At 67.7% G+C, this 13,063-nt stretch carries 9 protein-coding genes; 6 read left to right on the top strand and 3 right to left on the bottom strand.

All coding sequences use genetic code 11. The features are described from left to right. The first annotated feature begins 36 nt into the window (after nt 1-36). From PA6_RS13235 to speA, 4 genes are all read left to right on the top strand, one after another. On the top strand, nt 37-1,107 hold the full coding sequence (locus tag PA6_RS13235; RefSeq protein ID WP_021701435.1) for a DUF2333 family protein: 1,071 nt from the start codon (nt 37-39) through the stop codon (nt 1,105-1,107). Further along, nucleotides 1,107-1,637, top strand: coding sequence for an NUDIX hydrolase (locus PA6_RS13230; RefSeq protein WP_021701434.1), 531 nt, complete (start codon nt 1,107-1,109; stop codon nt 1,635-1,637). Before PA6_RS13235 ends, PA6_RS13230 begins: the two co-directional genes overlap by 1 nt. Nucleotides 1,638-1,886: 249 nt before the next feature. Next, nucleotides 1,887-2,258 (top strand): translation initiation factor Sui1, encoded by a 372-nt coding sequence (locus PA6_RS13225; RefSeq protein WP_021701433.1) that lies wholly within the window; start codon nt 1,887-1,889, stop codon nt 2,256-2,258. Between the two features lie 115 nt (nt 2,259-2,373). Next, nucleotides 2,374-4,287: an arginine decarboxylase gene (gene speA, locus PA6_RS13220; RefSeq protein WP_021701432.1), complete on the top strand. Its 1,914-nt coding sequence runs from the start codon at nt 2,374-2,376 to the stop codon at nt 4,285-4,287. A 158-nt stretch (nt 4,288-4,445) separates the two neighbouring features. Here the strand turns inward: speA and PA6_RS13215 are convergent, their stop codons facing one another. From PA6_RS13215 to PA6_RS13205, 3 genes are read right to left on the bottom strand one after another with little or no spacing between them, the layout of a single operon-like run. Continuing rightward, nucleotides 4,446-4,901, bottom strand: a complete 456-nt coding sequence (locus PA6_RS13215; RefSeq protein ID WP_021701431.1) for a DUF2214 family protein — start codon at nt 4,899-4,901, stop codon at nt 4,446-4,448. Between the two features lie 14 nt (nt 4,902-4,915). Further along, nucleotides 4,916-5,953, bottom strand: a complete 1,038-nt coding sequence (locus tag PA6_RS13210; RefSeq protein WP_021701430.1) for a GGDEF domain-containing protein — start codon at nt 5,951-5,953, stop codon at nt 4,916-4,918. Nucleotides 5,954-5,965: 12 nt separating this feature from the next. Further along, nucleotides 5,966-7,312: an MATE family efflux transporter gene (locus PA6_RS13205; RefSeq protein ID WP_021701429.1), complete on the bottom strand. Its 1,347-nt coding sequence runs from the start codon at nt 7,310-7,312 to the stop codon at nt 5,966-5,968. Nucleotides 7,313-7,462: 150 nt separating this feature from the next. On the opposite strand from PA6_RS13205, the gene PA6_RS13200 reads away from it, so the two are divergent. Both PA6_RS13200 and PA6_RS13195 read left to right on the top strand, forming a co-directional pair. Then, nucleotides 7,463-12,367 (top strand): alpha-2-macroglobulin family protein, encoded by a 4,905-nt coding sequence (locus tag PA6_RS13200; RefSeq protein ID WP_021701428.1) that lies wholly within the window; start codon nt 7,463-7,465, stop codon nt 12,365-12,367. Between the two features lie 112 nt (nt 12,368-12,479). Beyond that, nucleotides 12,480-13,004 carry an REP-associated tyrosine transposase gene (locus PA6_RS13195; protein WP_021701427.1) on the top strand — a complete coding sequence of 175 codons (525 nt, stop codon included), beginning with the start codon at nt 12,480-12,482 and terminating at the stop codon, nt 13,002-13,004. Nucleotides 13,005-13,063 lie beyond the last annotated feature (59 nt).

Below are 13,063 nucleotides of genomic sequence, written 5' to 3'. Positions count from 1 at the left end.
CGGATCGGGCGAGACGAGCAATCAAGGACCAAGATCATGCTGGACTGGAAGAAAGGTACGGATGAGTTGCGCGGCAACGTCAGCGACTCGGTGGACAACGCACGCAGCTACTTCGGCGGCCTGTGGCTGAGCCGCACCCTGGGCACCCTGCTCGGGCTCTACCTGCTGGCCGCCCTGCTGGTGGGCTGGTACTGGAGCCAGGAGCCCGAGCTGTTTCCTGTGCAGCAGCAGGCCCAGGCCGCGGCCGAGCAGGCGCAGCGCAAGCTGGTCAACGGCTACACCACGGTGGAGACCCTCAAGCGGGTCTCCGGCACCCTGCTGAGCAAGCCCGGCGGCTACCTGTCCAACGACATCGCTCCGCCCGGCCTGTGGCTGGACAACATGCCGGCCTGGGAGTACGGCGTGCTGGTGCAGGTGCGCGATATGTCGCGTGCGCTGCGCAAGGACTTCGCCCGCTCGCAGTCGCAGTCCACCGAAGACACCCGCCTGATCAAGGCCGAGCAGCGCTTCAACTTCGACAACAAGAGCTGGGCCCTGCCGGCGTCCGAGGATGAGTACGCCGCCGGTCTCAAGTCGCTGGACAGCTACCTGGCGGCCCTGGCCGATCCGAGCCAGCCCTCGGCGCAGTTCTATGCCCGCGCCGACAACCTCAACAGCTGGCTGGGCGATGTCGCCACCCGTCTCGGTTCGCTGTCCCAGCGCCTGTCCGCCAGCGTCGGCCGGGTGCGCCTGAACACCGACCTGGCCGACGGCAAGAGCACCGCCGAGGGCGAAAGCGTCCCGGTGCGCGAGGAGGAGGTGAAGACCCCCTGGCTGCAGATCGACAACGTGTTCTACGAAGCCCGCGGCCAGGCCTGGGCGCTGTCGCATCTGCTGCGCGCCATCGAGGTGGACTTCGCCGACGTGCTGGCGAAGAAGAACGCCACCGTCAGCGTGCGCCAGATCATCCGCGAGCTGGAGGCGGCCCAGGAGCCGCTGTGGAGCCCCATGGTGCTCAATGGCAGCGGTTACGGCGTGCTGGCCAACCACTCGCTGGTGATGGCCAACTACATCTCGCGCGCCAACGCCGCGATCATCGACCTGCGCACCCTGCTGAGCCAGGGCTGATGGACATCTCGGCACGCGAGGCGGCGCACCGCGCCGCCTCCGACCTGGAGCGGGTTGCCTGGGTCGACGAGCAGGATCGCCTGCTCGGCGGCCTGCAGCGGGCCGAGCTGCGCCAGCGCGGATTGATTGGCCGCGGCACCTTCATCCTGCTGTTCAACACGCGCGGCGAGCTGTGCGTGCACCGGCGCACCCTGAGCAAGGCGATCTATCCCGGCTACTGGGACGTGGCCGCCGGCGGCATGGTCGGCGAGGGCGAGAGCTACGCCGAGTCCGCCGCCCGCGAGCTGCATGAGGAGCTGGGCATCGCCGGTGTGCCGCTGCGCGAGCACGGCCGCTTTCATTTCGCCGAGCCGGGCAACCGCCTGTGGGGCGCAGTGTTCTCCGCCGTTTCTGACGCACCGCTGCTGCTGCAGCCGGAGGAGGTGCTGGAGGCGCGCTTCATCGCTCCGCAGCAGGCACTGGCAGAAGCGCAGGCCAAACCCTACTGCCCGGACTCGCTGCAGGCACTGCGCCTGTACCTGGCGAGCTGATCGGCAACCCGCGCCAGGCGCGGCTTTGTGCAGTATTTCCGGGCATGCCGTGCGTGATGCCGCACAAGGTCGCCAATCCGTCGATCAATGGCGCAATTTCGCACTTAGCATCGCGGTCTTTTGCCCTTACACTGCGCCACCTTCAATGCCAGGCGCCATGCCTGGTTGCGCTGCCCCTGCCTGAGTGGGGCCTCGCGGTCGGCCTCCCCGCCGGCCAGTCGCTATCCTGACCCCTACGAGGAAAAGCCGGTGGTCAAGAAAGCTGCTTCGTTCTCCGCCCTCGGCGGTCTCGTCTATTCCACCGATGCCGGTCGGCACTGCCCCGACTGTGGCCAGCCCGTGGCCGCCTGCATCTGCAAGCAGAGCCAGATCCCCGAAGGCGACGGCATCGCCCGCGTGCGTCGCGAGACCAAGGGCCGTGGCGGCAAGACCGTCACCACCGTGACCGGCGTGCCGCTGGCCGAGGCCGAGCTGAAGGAGCTGGCCAGCACACTGAAGAAGCGCTGCGGTTGCGGCGGCGGGCTCAAGGACGGCGTGATCGAAATCCAGGGCGACATGGTCGAGCTGCTCCTCGAAGAGCTGACCAAACGTGGTTTCAAGGCCAAGAAGTCCGGCGGCTGAACCGCCACTTCCTAAACTTCTCTGCGGCAGGGGCGGTCCACACTCCTGCAACCTTCATCTGATGCATTACCCGTGCTGCCCGGCGGCAGCCCTTTCTCGCCTACAGGAGACCTCGATGGCCGCAAGACGCACCCGCAAAGACGATGGCAGCCAATGGACAGTCGCGGACAGCCGCAGCGTATATGGCATTCGCCACTGGGGCGCCGGCTTCTTCTCGATCAATGATGCCGGTCGGGTGGAAGTGCGCCCGAACGGCCCGGACAGCGCGCCCATCGACCTCTACGCGCAGCTCGACGACCTGCGCGGCAGCGGCCTGTCGCTGCCGCTGCTGGTGCGCTTCCCGGAGATCCTGCAGTACCGCGTGCGCCAGCTGACCAGCGCCTTCGACGCGGCCATCGAGCGCCTCGAATACGGCAGCCGCTACACCGCCCTGTACCCGATCAAGGTCAACCAGCAGGAGGCGGTGGTGGAGAACATCATCGCCACCCAGGACGTTTCCATCGGCCTGGAAGCCGGCTCCAAGCCCGAGCTGATGGCCGTGCTGGCGCTGGCGCCGAAGGGCGGCACCATCGTCTGCAACGGCTACAAGGATCGCGAGTTCATCCGCCTGGCGCTGATGGGGCAGAAGCTCGGTCACAACGTGTTCATCGTGATCGAGAAGGAATCCGAGGTGCAGTTCGTCATCGAGGAGGCGGCCAAGCTCAAGGTCACCCCGCAGGTGGGCCTGCGCGTGCGCCTGTCCTCGCTGGCGTCCTCCAAGTGGGCCGACACCGGCGGCGAAAAGTCCAAGTTCGGTCTGTCCGCCGCGCAGATCCTCGCCGTGGTCGAGCGCTTCAAGGCGGCCAAGCTGGACCAGGGCATCCGCCTGCTGCACTTCCACATGGGCTCACAGATCGCCAACATCGCCGACTACCGCAAGGGCTTCCGCGAAGCCATTCGCTACTACGGTGAGCTGCGCGGCCTGGGCCTGCCGGTCGACCACATCGACGTCGGCGGCGGCCTCGGCGTGGACTACGACGGCACGCACTCGCGCAATGCTAGCTCGATCAACTACGACATGGAGGACTACGCCTCCACCGTGGTCGACATGCTCAAGGAATTCTGCGACCGCCAGGACATCCCGCATCCGCACATCTTCTCCGAGAGCGGCCGGGCGATGACCGCGCACCACGCCGTGCTGGTGGTGCAGGTGACCGACGTCGAGCGGCACAACGACGATATGCCGCAGATCGACCCGAGCGTCGAGCAGCCGGAAGTGCTGCAGAACCTCATCGACCTGCTTGCCGACAGCGACCCGGAAATGGTCGCCGAGAGCTACTGGCGCGCCACTCACTACATCGAGGAAGTGGCCGCGCAGTACTCCGCCGGCAAGCTCAACCTGACCGAGAAGGCGATGGCCGAGCAATGCTACTTCGCCATCTGCCGGCGCCTGCACAATCAGCTCAAGGCGCGTCAGCGTTCGCACCGCGCGGTGCTCGACGAGCTCAACGACAAGCTGGCGGACAAGTACATCTGCAACTTCTCGGTGTTCCAGAGCCTGCCGGACACCTGGGCCATCGGCCAGATCCTGCCGATCCTGCCGCTGAACCGCCTGGACGAGGAGCCGCTGCGCCGTGCCGTGCTGCAGGACCTGACCTGCGACTCCGACGGCAAGATCCGTCAGTACGTCGACGAGCAGTCGATCGAGACCAGCCTGCCGGTGCACGAGGTGCGCGAAGGCGAGGACTACGTGCTCGGCGTGTTCCTGGTCGGCGCCTATCAGGAGATCCTCGGCGACATGCACAACCTGTTCGGCGACACCGACTCGGTGAACATCTACCAGCGCCCGGATGGCAGCGTGGTGCACACCGGCATCGAGACCCACGACACCATCGAGGACATGCTGCGCTACGTGCACCTGTCGCCCGAGGAACTGATGACCTACTACCGCGACAAGGTGGCCGGCGCCAAGCTCTCGGCCGCCGAGCGCGCCCAGTACCTGGATGCGCTGCGCCTTGGCCTGACCCGCTCGTCCTACCTGGCGACCTGAGACGCTGGGAGAGGGGCTCGCAGGCAGTGCGCGGCCGCTCCTCCACCGGGTCCAGGCAACAAAAAAGCCCGGCAATCGCCGGGCTTTTTCATGTGAGCTCGTAGCCTGGATGCAATCCGGGGAGGCCGTTTCCGGATTGCATCCGGGCTACCTGCTACTCAGCTGGAGTAACCCACCCCGCGCGCCATCAGGCTGGCCAGGAACGGCAGGCAGACCAGCAGGAGCAGCTCGAGGCGGATCACCCAGATGGTGCGCCGGGCCGTGGCCGGGCTGATGTCCGGTGCCTGGCCGGCCAGCAGCGCGTTGCGCCAGTTGAAGAAGGTCAGGGTCGGCACGATCGACAGCAGGCCGATCAGCAGGAACAGGCCGACCTTGGCGTGGAACAGCCCGTTGTGCAGGTAGTAGTCCAGGCCCTTGCCATACCAGATCACCCGCACCGCGCCGGTCACCAGCACCAGCCCTGCGGTGATGCCGTAGGCGATGTCGATGCGCAGCAGACGTTTTGCCGTGGCGTGGTCGAGGTCGGCACGGAACAGGATGTGCTCGCAGGTGAGCAGGGCGAACAGCACGAAGATGGACAGGTAATGCAGGCTGGCGGCGATGGCGTCGGCCATGGTGGCTCCCGGGCTCAGAGGTTGTCGGTGGCGTGCAGGGTGCGGTTGCGGCCCTGGCTCTTGGCCTGGTAGAGCGCCGCGTCGGCGCGCTCCAGCAGGTCCGCCTGGCTTTCGCCGGGCAGGGCCAGGGCGGTGCCCAGGCTGGTGGTCATGGGGTGCAGCTGGTTGCCGATGTTCATCGGCTCGTCGCAGATGGCATGGCGGATGCGCTCGGCGACCTGGCGCAGCTCCGCGGCATCGTGCACGGCCAGCAGGGCGACGAACTCCTCGCCACCCAGGCGTATCAGCAGGTCATCCGGGCGTAGTGCCGTGCCCATGCGCCGGGCACTTTGCCAGAGAACCTGGTCGCCGCCGCCATGGCCGAACTGGTCATTGACCTGCTTGAAGTGGTCGAGGTCGATGTAGATGGCGCCCAGGCGCAGGCCGGCATCCTGCGCGCGGGCCATCTCGCGCTCGAAGAACTGGTTGAGGGCGGCGCGGTTCCACAGCTGGGTCAGCGGGTCGATCAGCGCCTTGCGCTGCTCGCGATCCACCGCCTGGCGCAGCGTGTGGGCCTGCTGGCCCATGCTGCGCATGTGCAGATAGCCTTCCACCAGGATGCCAAGGTCGTGCAGGCGCGAGTGTTCGCTCGGGCTGAAGGCGCGGGCTTCGGGGTGGATCAGGCATAGCGTGCCGATCGGCTGGTGGTCGCGGCTGTAGATCGGCTGGCCGGCGTAGAAGCGCACATAGGGTGGCCCGGTGACCACCGGGTTGTCGGCGAAGCGCGGATCGCTCAGGGCGTTCTCCACCACCAGGGGCTGGCGGGCCGCCACGGCGTGGCCGCAGAACGAGGTATCGCGGGGCGCCGAGTCGCCGTCCAGGCCGATGCGGGCCTTGAACCACTGGCGATCACGGTCGACCAGGCTGATCAGTACGCTCTCCACTTCGAACAGCTCGCGGGTCAGGTGCACCAGGGTATCCAGGTACAGCTCGGCCGGCGTGTCGAGCAGTTCCATGTCGTCCAGGGCGCGTTGGCGCAGGGCTTCATCGGCGGGAATGGGGGCAGGCAGCATATCCGTCTCCACTCAGTGGCTCGTCGCGAGCCAGGCATCTTGGCGTTGCAGGCGCCAGCCGAGGATGGCCAGGCTGAGGCCTCGCGTCAGCATAAAGCATAGGAGAGCCAGCCACAGGCCGTGATTGCCCAGATCCTGCAGCAGTGCACCGAAAACCAGCCCCAGGGCGACGCTGACCAGCATGGCGTCGCGCATCTCCCGGGCTCGCGTGGCGCCGATGAACAGGCCGTCGAGCAGGTAGCTCCATACCGCGATCAGTGGCAGCAACGCTAGATAGGGCAGGTAGGGGTAGGCGGCGTTGCGCACCTCCAGGATGTCGCTCTGCAGTTCGATGAACAGCCGCCCGCCGAGCAGGAACAGCAGGGCGAACAGCAGGCTGCCGAGCAACGACCAGCCCCCGGCGACCAGCAGGGCGCGGCGCAGTGCCAGGCGGTCGCGGGCGCCGATGGCATGGCCGCACAGGGCCTCCACCGCATGGGCCAGGCCGTCCAGGGCGAAAGCGGCGACCAGCAGGCCATTGAGCAGCAGGGCATTGGCCGCCACCGTGGCATCGCCCAGGCGGGTGCCCTGCACGGTGATCAGGAAGAACACCAGGTGCAGGGCCAGGGTGCGGATCAGGATGTCGCGGTTGACTGCCAGCAGCGCGCGCCAGCTGTGCCACTGGCGCAGCGCCGCGCGGTCGACCTGCCCGGGGTGGCGGCCGAGGGTGCGCCAGGCGAGTAACAGGCCGAGCAGGGCGCCGCTCCATTCGGCGAGCACCGAGGCGCGGGCCGAGCCGAGCACGCCCCAGTCGAGGCCGAGGACGAACCACAGGTTGAGGGCGATGTTCAGCAGGTTGGTGGTCAACATCACCGCCAGTGCGCCACGGGCATTCTGCGTGCCGAGCAGCCAGCCGATCAGCGCGGCCACCGCCAGGGTCGCCGGCAGGCCGAACAGGCGCGCCTGGAAGAACTCGCGGGTCAGCGCCTCGAGTTGCGCCGAGGGCTGCATCAGCTGCAGGGCCACGCCGCTCAGCGGAATCGCCAGCAGGCCGACCAGCAGGGCGATCAGCGCTGCCAGCACCAGGCTTTGCAGCAGCACCTGGCGCAGCGCGCCGCCATCGCCACGGCCCACGGCCTGGGCGGCGAAGCCGGTGGCACTCATGCGCAGGATACCGAAGACGCCCACCAGCATGGCGTACAGGCTGCCGCCGACCACCACGGCACCGAGCTGCTGGGTGTGCGGCAGATGGCCGATGACGGCGGTATCCACCAGCGTCACCAGGGGTACCGAGAGGTTGGACAGGATCATCGGGGCGGCCAGGGCCCAGACCTTGCGATGGGTCGGGGTGTGGCGCCAGGCGTCGAGCAATACGGACATGGGCCGCAGTATAACGCCCCCTCAGTGCCTGCTCAGGTGGGTGGCGGCTGCCCGCCAACGCGGCGGTGAACTGCGTGGTCGTTCCTCGAAGAGCACAAGGGCCTCGGCTATAGTGCCGAGTCTCTGCCGTCACGCTTCCGAGAGTTCGCCATGTCGTACAAAGGATTGTTTCTGGCCGCCGCGCTCGTTCTGCTGAGTGCCTGCGATTCCTCCACTCCCGAGACGCCCGCCGCCCCCTCCGGCAAGCCGGCCGCGCAGCAGGATGCGGCCCGCCCGGCGCTGGACAAGGCCGAGCTGGCCAAGCGCTATGCCGGCCGTGAACTGACCGTGGCGGATGCCTCGGAAGTGCAGCTGGATGGCGCCAGCACCCTGTCGGTGAGCTTCAGCGTGCCGCTGGACCCGGAGCAGGATTTCGCCGCCAGGTTGCACCTGGTGGACAAGAAGACTGGCAAGGTCGACGGCGCCTGGGAACTCTCCGACAACCTGATGGAGCTGCGTCTGCGCCATCTGGAGCCGCGGCGCAGTCTGGTGCTGTCCATCGACCCTGGCCTGCGGGCGATCAACGGCAGCGAACTGGCCGCCGAGTACAACACCAGCCTCGATACCCGCGACCTGCAGCCCAGCGTCGGTTTCGCCAGCCGCGGCTCGCTGTTGCCGACCCGCCTGGCCGAGGGCCTGCCGGTGATCGCGCTGAACGTCGACAAGGTCAACGTCGAGTTCTTCCGCATCAAGCAGGAGTCGCTACCCAATTTCCTCGCCCAGTGGGGCCGCAGTTCCAACCTCGATACCTGGCAGTCGCGTGAGCTGCTGCCGATGGCTGAACTGGCCTACAGCGGCCGCTTCGACCTCAACCCGGCGCGCAACACCCGCGAGACCCTGCTGCTGCCGATCGCCGGCCTGGCGCCGTTCAAGCAGCCCGGCGTGTACCTGGCGGTGATGCGCCAGGCCGGCACCTACAACTATTCGCAGCCGGCGACCCTGTTCACCTTGAGCGACATCGGCCTGTCGGTGCACCGCTACCACGGTCGCCTGGACGCCTTCGCCCAGGCCCTGGAAGGCGGCAAGGCGCTGGAGGGCGTGGAGATCGAACTGCTCGGCGGCAACGGCCAGGTGCTGGCCAGCGCCAAGACCGACGGCGCCGGCCACGCCGAGCTGCCGCTGCCGGACAAGGCCGCCGTGGTGCTGGCCCGCCAGGGCGAGCAGACCAGCCTGCTCAACCTCGGCAGCCCGGCCCTGGACCTGGCCGAGTTCGACATCGCCGGCCCGGTGGCCAACCCGCTGCAGTTATTCGTGTTCGGCCCGCGCGACCTCTATCGCCCGGGCGAGCGAGTGCTGCTCAACGCCCTGCTGCGCGATTCCGATGGTCGCGCGGTGCAGCCGCAGCCGGTCAACGTCGAAGTGCGCCGGCCGGACGAGCAGGTCAGCCGCAAGTTCGTCTGGCAGCCCGGTGACAACGGTCTGTACCAGTACCAGCTGCAACTGGCCGGCGAGGCGCCGACCGGGCGCTGGCAACTGCTGTTCGACTTCGGCGGCGGTCGCCAGCAGGTCCATGAATTCCTCGTCGAGGATTTCCTCCCCGAGCGCCTGGCCCTGGAGCTGAAAGGCAGCGACAACCCGATCAAGCCGAGCGACGCCGCGCGCTTCCAGGTCGAAGGCCGCTACCTCTATGGCGCGCCGGCTTCCGGCAATCGCCTCACCGGCCAGGTCTACGTCCGTCCGCTGCGCGAAGCGGTCAAGGCGCTGCCCGGCTACCAGTTCGGCTCGGTCACCGAGGAGGAACTGAGCCAGGACCTGGAACTGGAAGAAACCACCCTGGACGCCCAGGGCAAGGCTACGGTCGGCGTGGAAAACCGCTGGGCTGAGGCCAAGTCGCCGCTGCAACTGATCCTCCAGGCCAGCCTGCAGGAATCCGGCGGGCGTCCGATCACCCGGCGCCTGGTGCAGCCGGTGTGGCCGGCCGAGCGCCTGCCGGGCCTGCGCGGCCTGTTCGACGGCGACAATGTGGATGGCGACGGCCTGGCCGAATTCGAAGTGCTGCTGGCCGACCCGGCCGGCAACAAACTGGCCAGCGACAACCTGCAGGTACGCCTGATCCGCGAGCGCCGCGACTACTACTGGAGCTTCTCGGAGAGCGAGGGCTGGAACTACCACTACAACGAGAAGTTCCTCAACCTGGGCGAGGAGGGCATCAAGGTCGCCGCCGGCGGTACCGCCAAGGTCAGCTTCCCGGTGGAGTGGGGCCCCTATCGCGTCGAAGTGACCGATCCCGATACCGGCCTCACCAGCAGCCTGCGCTTCTGGGCCGGCTACTCCTGGCAGGACAACACCGAAGGCGGCGCGGTGCGCCCGGACCAGGTCAAGCTGGCGCTGGACAGGCCCGCCTATGCTGCCGGCGACACAGCCCAGGTCACCGTCACCCCGCCGTCCGGTGGCAGCGGCTACCTGATGGTCGAGTCCAGCGACGGCCCGCTGTGGTGGCAGGAGATCGAGGTGCCTGCCGAGGGCAAGAGCTTCGATATCCCCCTGGCCAAGGAGTGGGCGCGGCATGACCTGTACGTCAGCGCCCTGGTCATCCGTCCCGGCGAGCGCAAGGCGGGTGCCACACCCAAGCGCGCCGTGGGCCTGCTGCACCTGCCGTTCGACCGCGCGCCACGCCAGCTGCAGGTCAGCCTGACCGCGCCGGAGAAGATGCGCCCGCAGCAGCCGCTGAAGGTCAAGGTGCAGGCGAAGAACGCCGATGGCAGCGCGGCGCAGAAGGTCAATGTGCTGGTGGCGGCGGTGGATGTCGGCATCCTCAACATCACCGAATACCAGACGCCTGACCCGTTCGCCGAGCTGTTCGGCCGCAAGGCCTACGGCGTCGATCAGCTCGATGTTTACGGCCAACTGATCGAGGCCAGCCAGGGGCGCCTGGCCAAGCTGGCCTTCGGAGGCGACGCGGCGCTGGCCAAGGGCGGCAAGCGCCCGGACACCAGCGTCACCATCGTCGCGTTGCAGAGCGTGCCGATTGAGCTTAACGCCCAGGGCGAAGGCGACGTCAGCCTGGACATCCCCGACTTCAACGGCGAACTGCGCCTGATGGCCCAGGCCTGGACCGACGAGCGCTATGGCATGGGCGAGGGCAAGACGGTGGTGGCCGCGCCGCTGGTGGCCGAGCTGTCGGCGCCGCGCTTCCTCGCCGGTGGCGACGAGACCAGCGTGGCCCTGGACCTGACCAACCTGTCCGGCGCCGCGCAGCAGCTTGAGGTGCAGATCGAGGCCGAAGGCCAGCTGAGCCTGGCGGACCCTTCTGGCCACAGCGCGCCATTGACCCTCGACCAGGCCCAGCGCCAGACCCTGCGCATTCCGGTGCGTGCGGTGGGCGGCTATGGCACCGGCGTGCTGCGGGTCAAGGTCAACGGCCTGAGCCTGCCGGGCGAGAACCTGCCGGCCTTCAGCCGCGAGTGGCGCATCGGTGTGCGTTCGGCCTGGCCGGCGCAGCAGAAGCATCTGCGCAGCGTGCTGCAGGGCGACAGCTGGCAACTGCCGGCCGGCACCCTGGCGGCCTTCGAGCCGGCCGGACGCGAGGCGCTGCTCAGCGTCTCCAGCCGCCCGCCGCTGAACCTGGCCGAGCAGATCCAGGCGCTCAAAGCCTACCCCTACGGCTGTCTGGAGCAGACCACCAGCGGCCTGTACCCGTCGCTCTACGCGGACGCGGCGACGCTGCAGAAGCTCGGCCTGGAAGGCGAGCCGGAGGAGCAGCGGCGCAACTCCATCGAGATCGGCATCGAGCGTCTGCTGAGCATGCAGCGCTACAACGGCAGCTTCGGCCTGTGGGGCTCGGACAGCGAGGAAGAATATTGGCTGACCGCCTACGTCACCGACTTCCTCCTGCGCGCCCGCGAGCAGGGCTTCGCCGTGCCGCCGGAGGCGCTGGAGAAGGCCAGTGAACGCCTGCTGCGCTACTTACAGGATCGCCAGCTGGTCGACGTTGGCTACAGCGACAACCTCGACCACACCCGCTTCGCCGTGCAGGCCTACGCCGGCCTGGTGCTGGCGCGCAGTCAGCAGGCGCCGCTGGGCAGCCTGCGCGCACTGTACGACCGCCGTGGCGACGCCAAGTCCGGCCTGCCGCTGGTGCAGCTGGCCGTGGCCCTGCAAAAGATGGGCGACAAGCCGCGCGCCGACGAGGCCCTAGCCCTCGGTCTGGGGCTCGGTCGCCAGCGCCAGGAGTGGCTGGCCGACTACGGCAGCCCGCTGCGCGACCAGGCGCTGATCTACGCCCTGCTGGAGGAGAACGACCTGGCCGCCAGCAGCCGTGACCAACTGCTGTTCAGCCTGGCCGAGGAGCGTGCCCTGCAGACGTACCTGTCGACCCAGGAGCGCAACGCGCTGTTCCTCGCCGGCCGTGGCCTGATCAAGACTCCGGAGAAGAGCTGGAACGCCGTGCTCGAAGCTGGCGGCCAGGTACGCGAGCTGAGTAACGGCCAGCCGGCGCTCAAGCTGGAAGGCGCTAGCCTGAGCGAGCCGCTGAACCTGAGCACCGGCTTCGCCGACAAGCTCTACCAGCAGCTGACCCTCTCCGGTTACCCGACCGCCGCCCCGGCGGCGCGCGGCAATAACCTCAGCATCGAGCGCGGCTTCTACGGCCTGGACGGTCGCCCGCTGGACATCGGCAACCTGGCCAGCGGCCAGCTGGTGCTGGTGCACCTGGCGGTGAGTGCCGAGGAGCGGGTGCCTGATGCTCTGGTGGTGGACATGCTGCCGGCCGGCCTGGAGCTGGAGAACCAGAACCTGGCGCAGAGCGCCGCCAGCCTGGACGACGCCAGCAGCGCGGTGAAGGAATGGCAGAAGTCGATGCAGAACGCGGCGATCAAGCACCAGGAGTTCCGCGACGACCGTCTCGTCGCGGCCCTGGACGTGAACGGCTACGACACCACCCACCTGCTGTACCTGGCCCGCGCCGTCACACCCGGCACCTACCGGGTGCCGCCGCCGCAGGTGGAGTCGATGTATCGCCCGGCGTGGAATGCGGTGGGAGCGGCGCCGGCGCAACTGGTGGTGAGGGAGCGCTGAGTGGGTTTGCGTAGCCCGGATGTAATCCGGGGACGGAGCCGCCTGGTTCCCGGATTGTATCCGGGCTACGGCCGGGGCACTCTGAAAAATACCGGACAAGGAGGTCTGGTCGATGGTCAATTACCGGCGTGCTCGGATCGAGGGCGCCTGTTATTTTCTGACGCTGGCTCTGCAGGATCGAACCCAGGACTGGTTGATACGGCATAGCGATGAACTTCGCGATGCAATAAGGCAGACCATTTGCGAGCGGCCGTTTCAGATACCTGCAGCGGTGATATTGCCCGATCACCTGCATCTGCTGATGCAGCTGCCTGAGGGCGATGCCGATTTTTCCTGCAGAGTCCGCCGACTCAAATCGTTATTCGTTCGAGCCCTACGCGACAAGGGTTTTCCGGTGGTGCTTAACGAGAAAGGCGAGGCAAATATCTGGCAGCGCCGTTTCTGGGAGCACTTGATACGCGATGAGGCGGATTTCGTCGCGCACGTCGATTACATCCATGTCAATCCGCTCAAGCATGGCCTGGTCGGTCGAGTATGCGACTGGCCGTTGTCCAGCTTTCACCGCTATGTGGCGCGCGGATTGTTACCCGTTGATTGGTGCGGGAGCGACGGCCTGATAGATCGCACGGGGGAGTGAGTTATCGCGCAGGCTGCCTAGGTCGTAGCCCGGATGAAATCCGGGAGCGGAGTTGCCTG

This window comes from Aquipseudomonas alcaligenes NBRC 14159 (assembly GCF_000467105.1).
GTDB classification, from domain to species: domain Bacteria; phylum Pseudomonadota; class Gammaproteobacteria; order Pseudomonadales; family Pseudomonadaceae; genus Aquipseudomonas; species Aquipseudomonas alcaligenes.
The sequence above is the reverse complement of the archived record's forward strand: the minus strand, read 5'-3'. Positions and strand labels throughout refer to the sequence as shown.

What these genes read in the sequence shown, in the direction of transcription:
- PA6_RS13235 (WP_021701435.1), top strand. Translation starts at nt 37, where the DNA reads ATGCTGGACTGGAAGAAAGGTACGGATGAGTTGCGCGGCAACGTCAGC.
- PA6_RS13230 (WP_021701434.1), top strand. Translation starts at nt 1,107, where the DNA reads ATGGACATCTCGGCACGCGAGGCGGCGCACCGCGCCGCCTCCGACCTG.
- speA (WP_021701432.1), top strand. Translation starts at nt 2,374, where the DNA reads ATGGCCGCAAGACGCACCCGCAAAGACGATGGCAGCCAATGGACAGTC.
- PA6_RS13215 (WP_021701431.1), bottom strand. Translation starts at nt 4,901, where the DNA reads ATGGCCGACGCCATCGCCGCCAGCCTGCATTACCTGTCCATCTTCGTG.
- PA6_RS13210 (WP_021701430.1), bottom strand. Translation starts at nt 5,953, where the DNA reads ATGCTGCCTGCCCCCATTCCCGCCGATGAAGCCCTGCGCCAACGCGCC.
- PA6_RS13205 (WP_021701429.1), bottom strand. Translation starts at nt 7,312, where the DNA reads ATGTCCGTATTGCTCGACGCCTGGCGCCACACCCCGACCCATCGCAAG.
- PA6_RS13200 (WP_021701428.1), top strand. Translation starts at nt 7,463, where the DNA reads ATGTCGTACAAAGGATTGTTTCTGGCCGCCGCGCTCGTTCTGCTGAGT.
- PA6_RS13195 (WP_021701427.1), top strand. Translation starts at nt 12,480, where the DNA reads ATGGTCAATTACCGGCGTGCTCGGATCGAGGGCGCCTGTTATTTTCTG.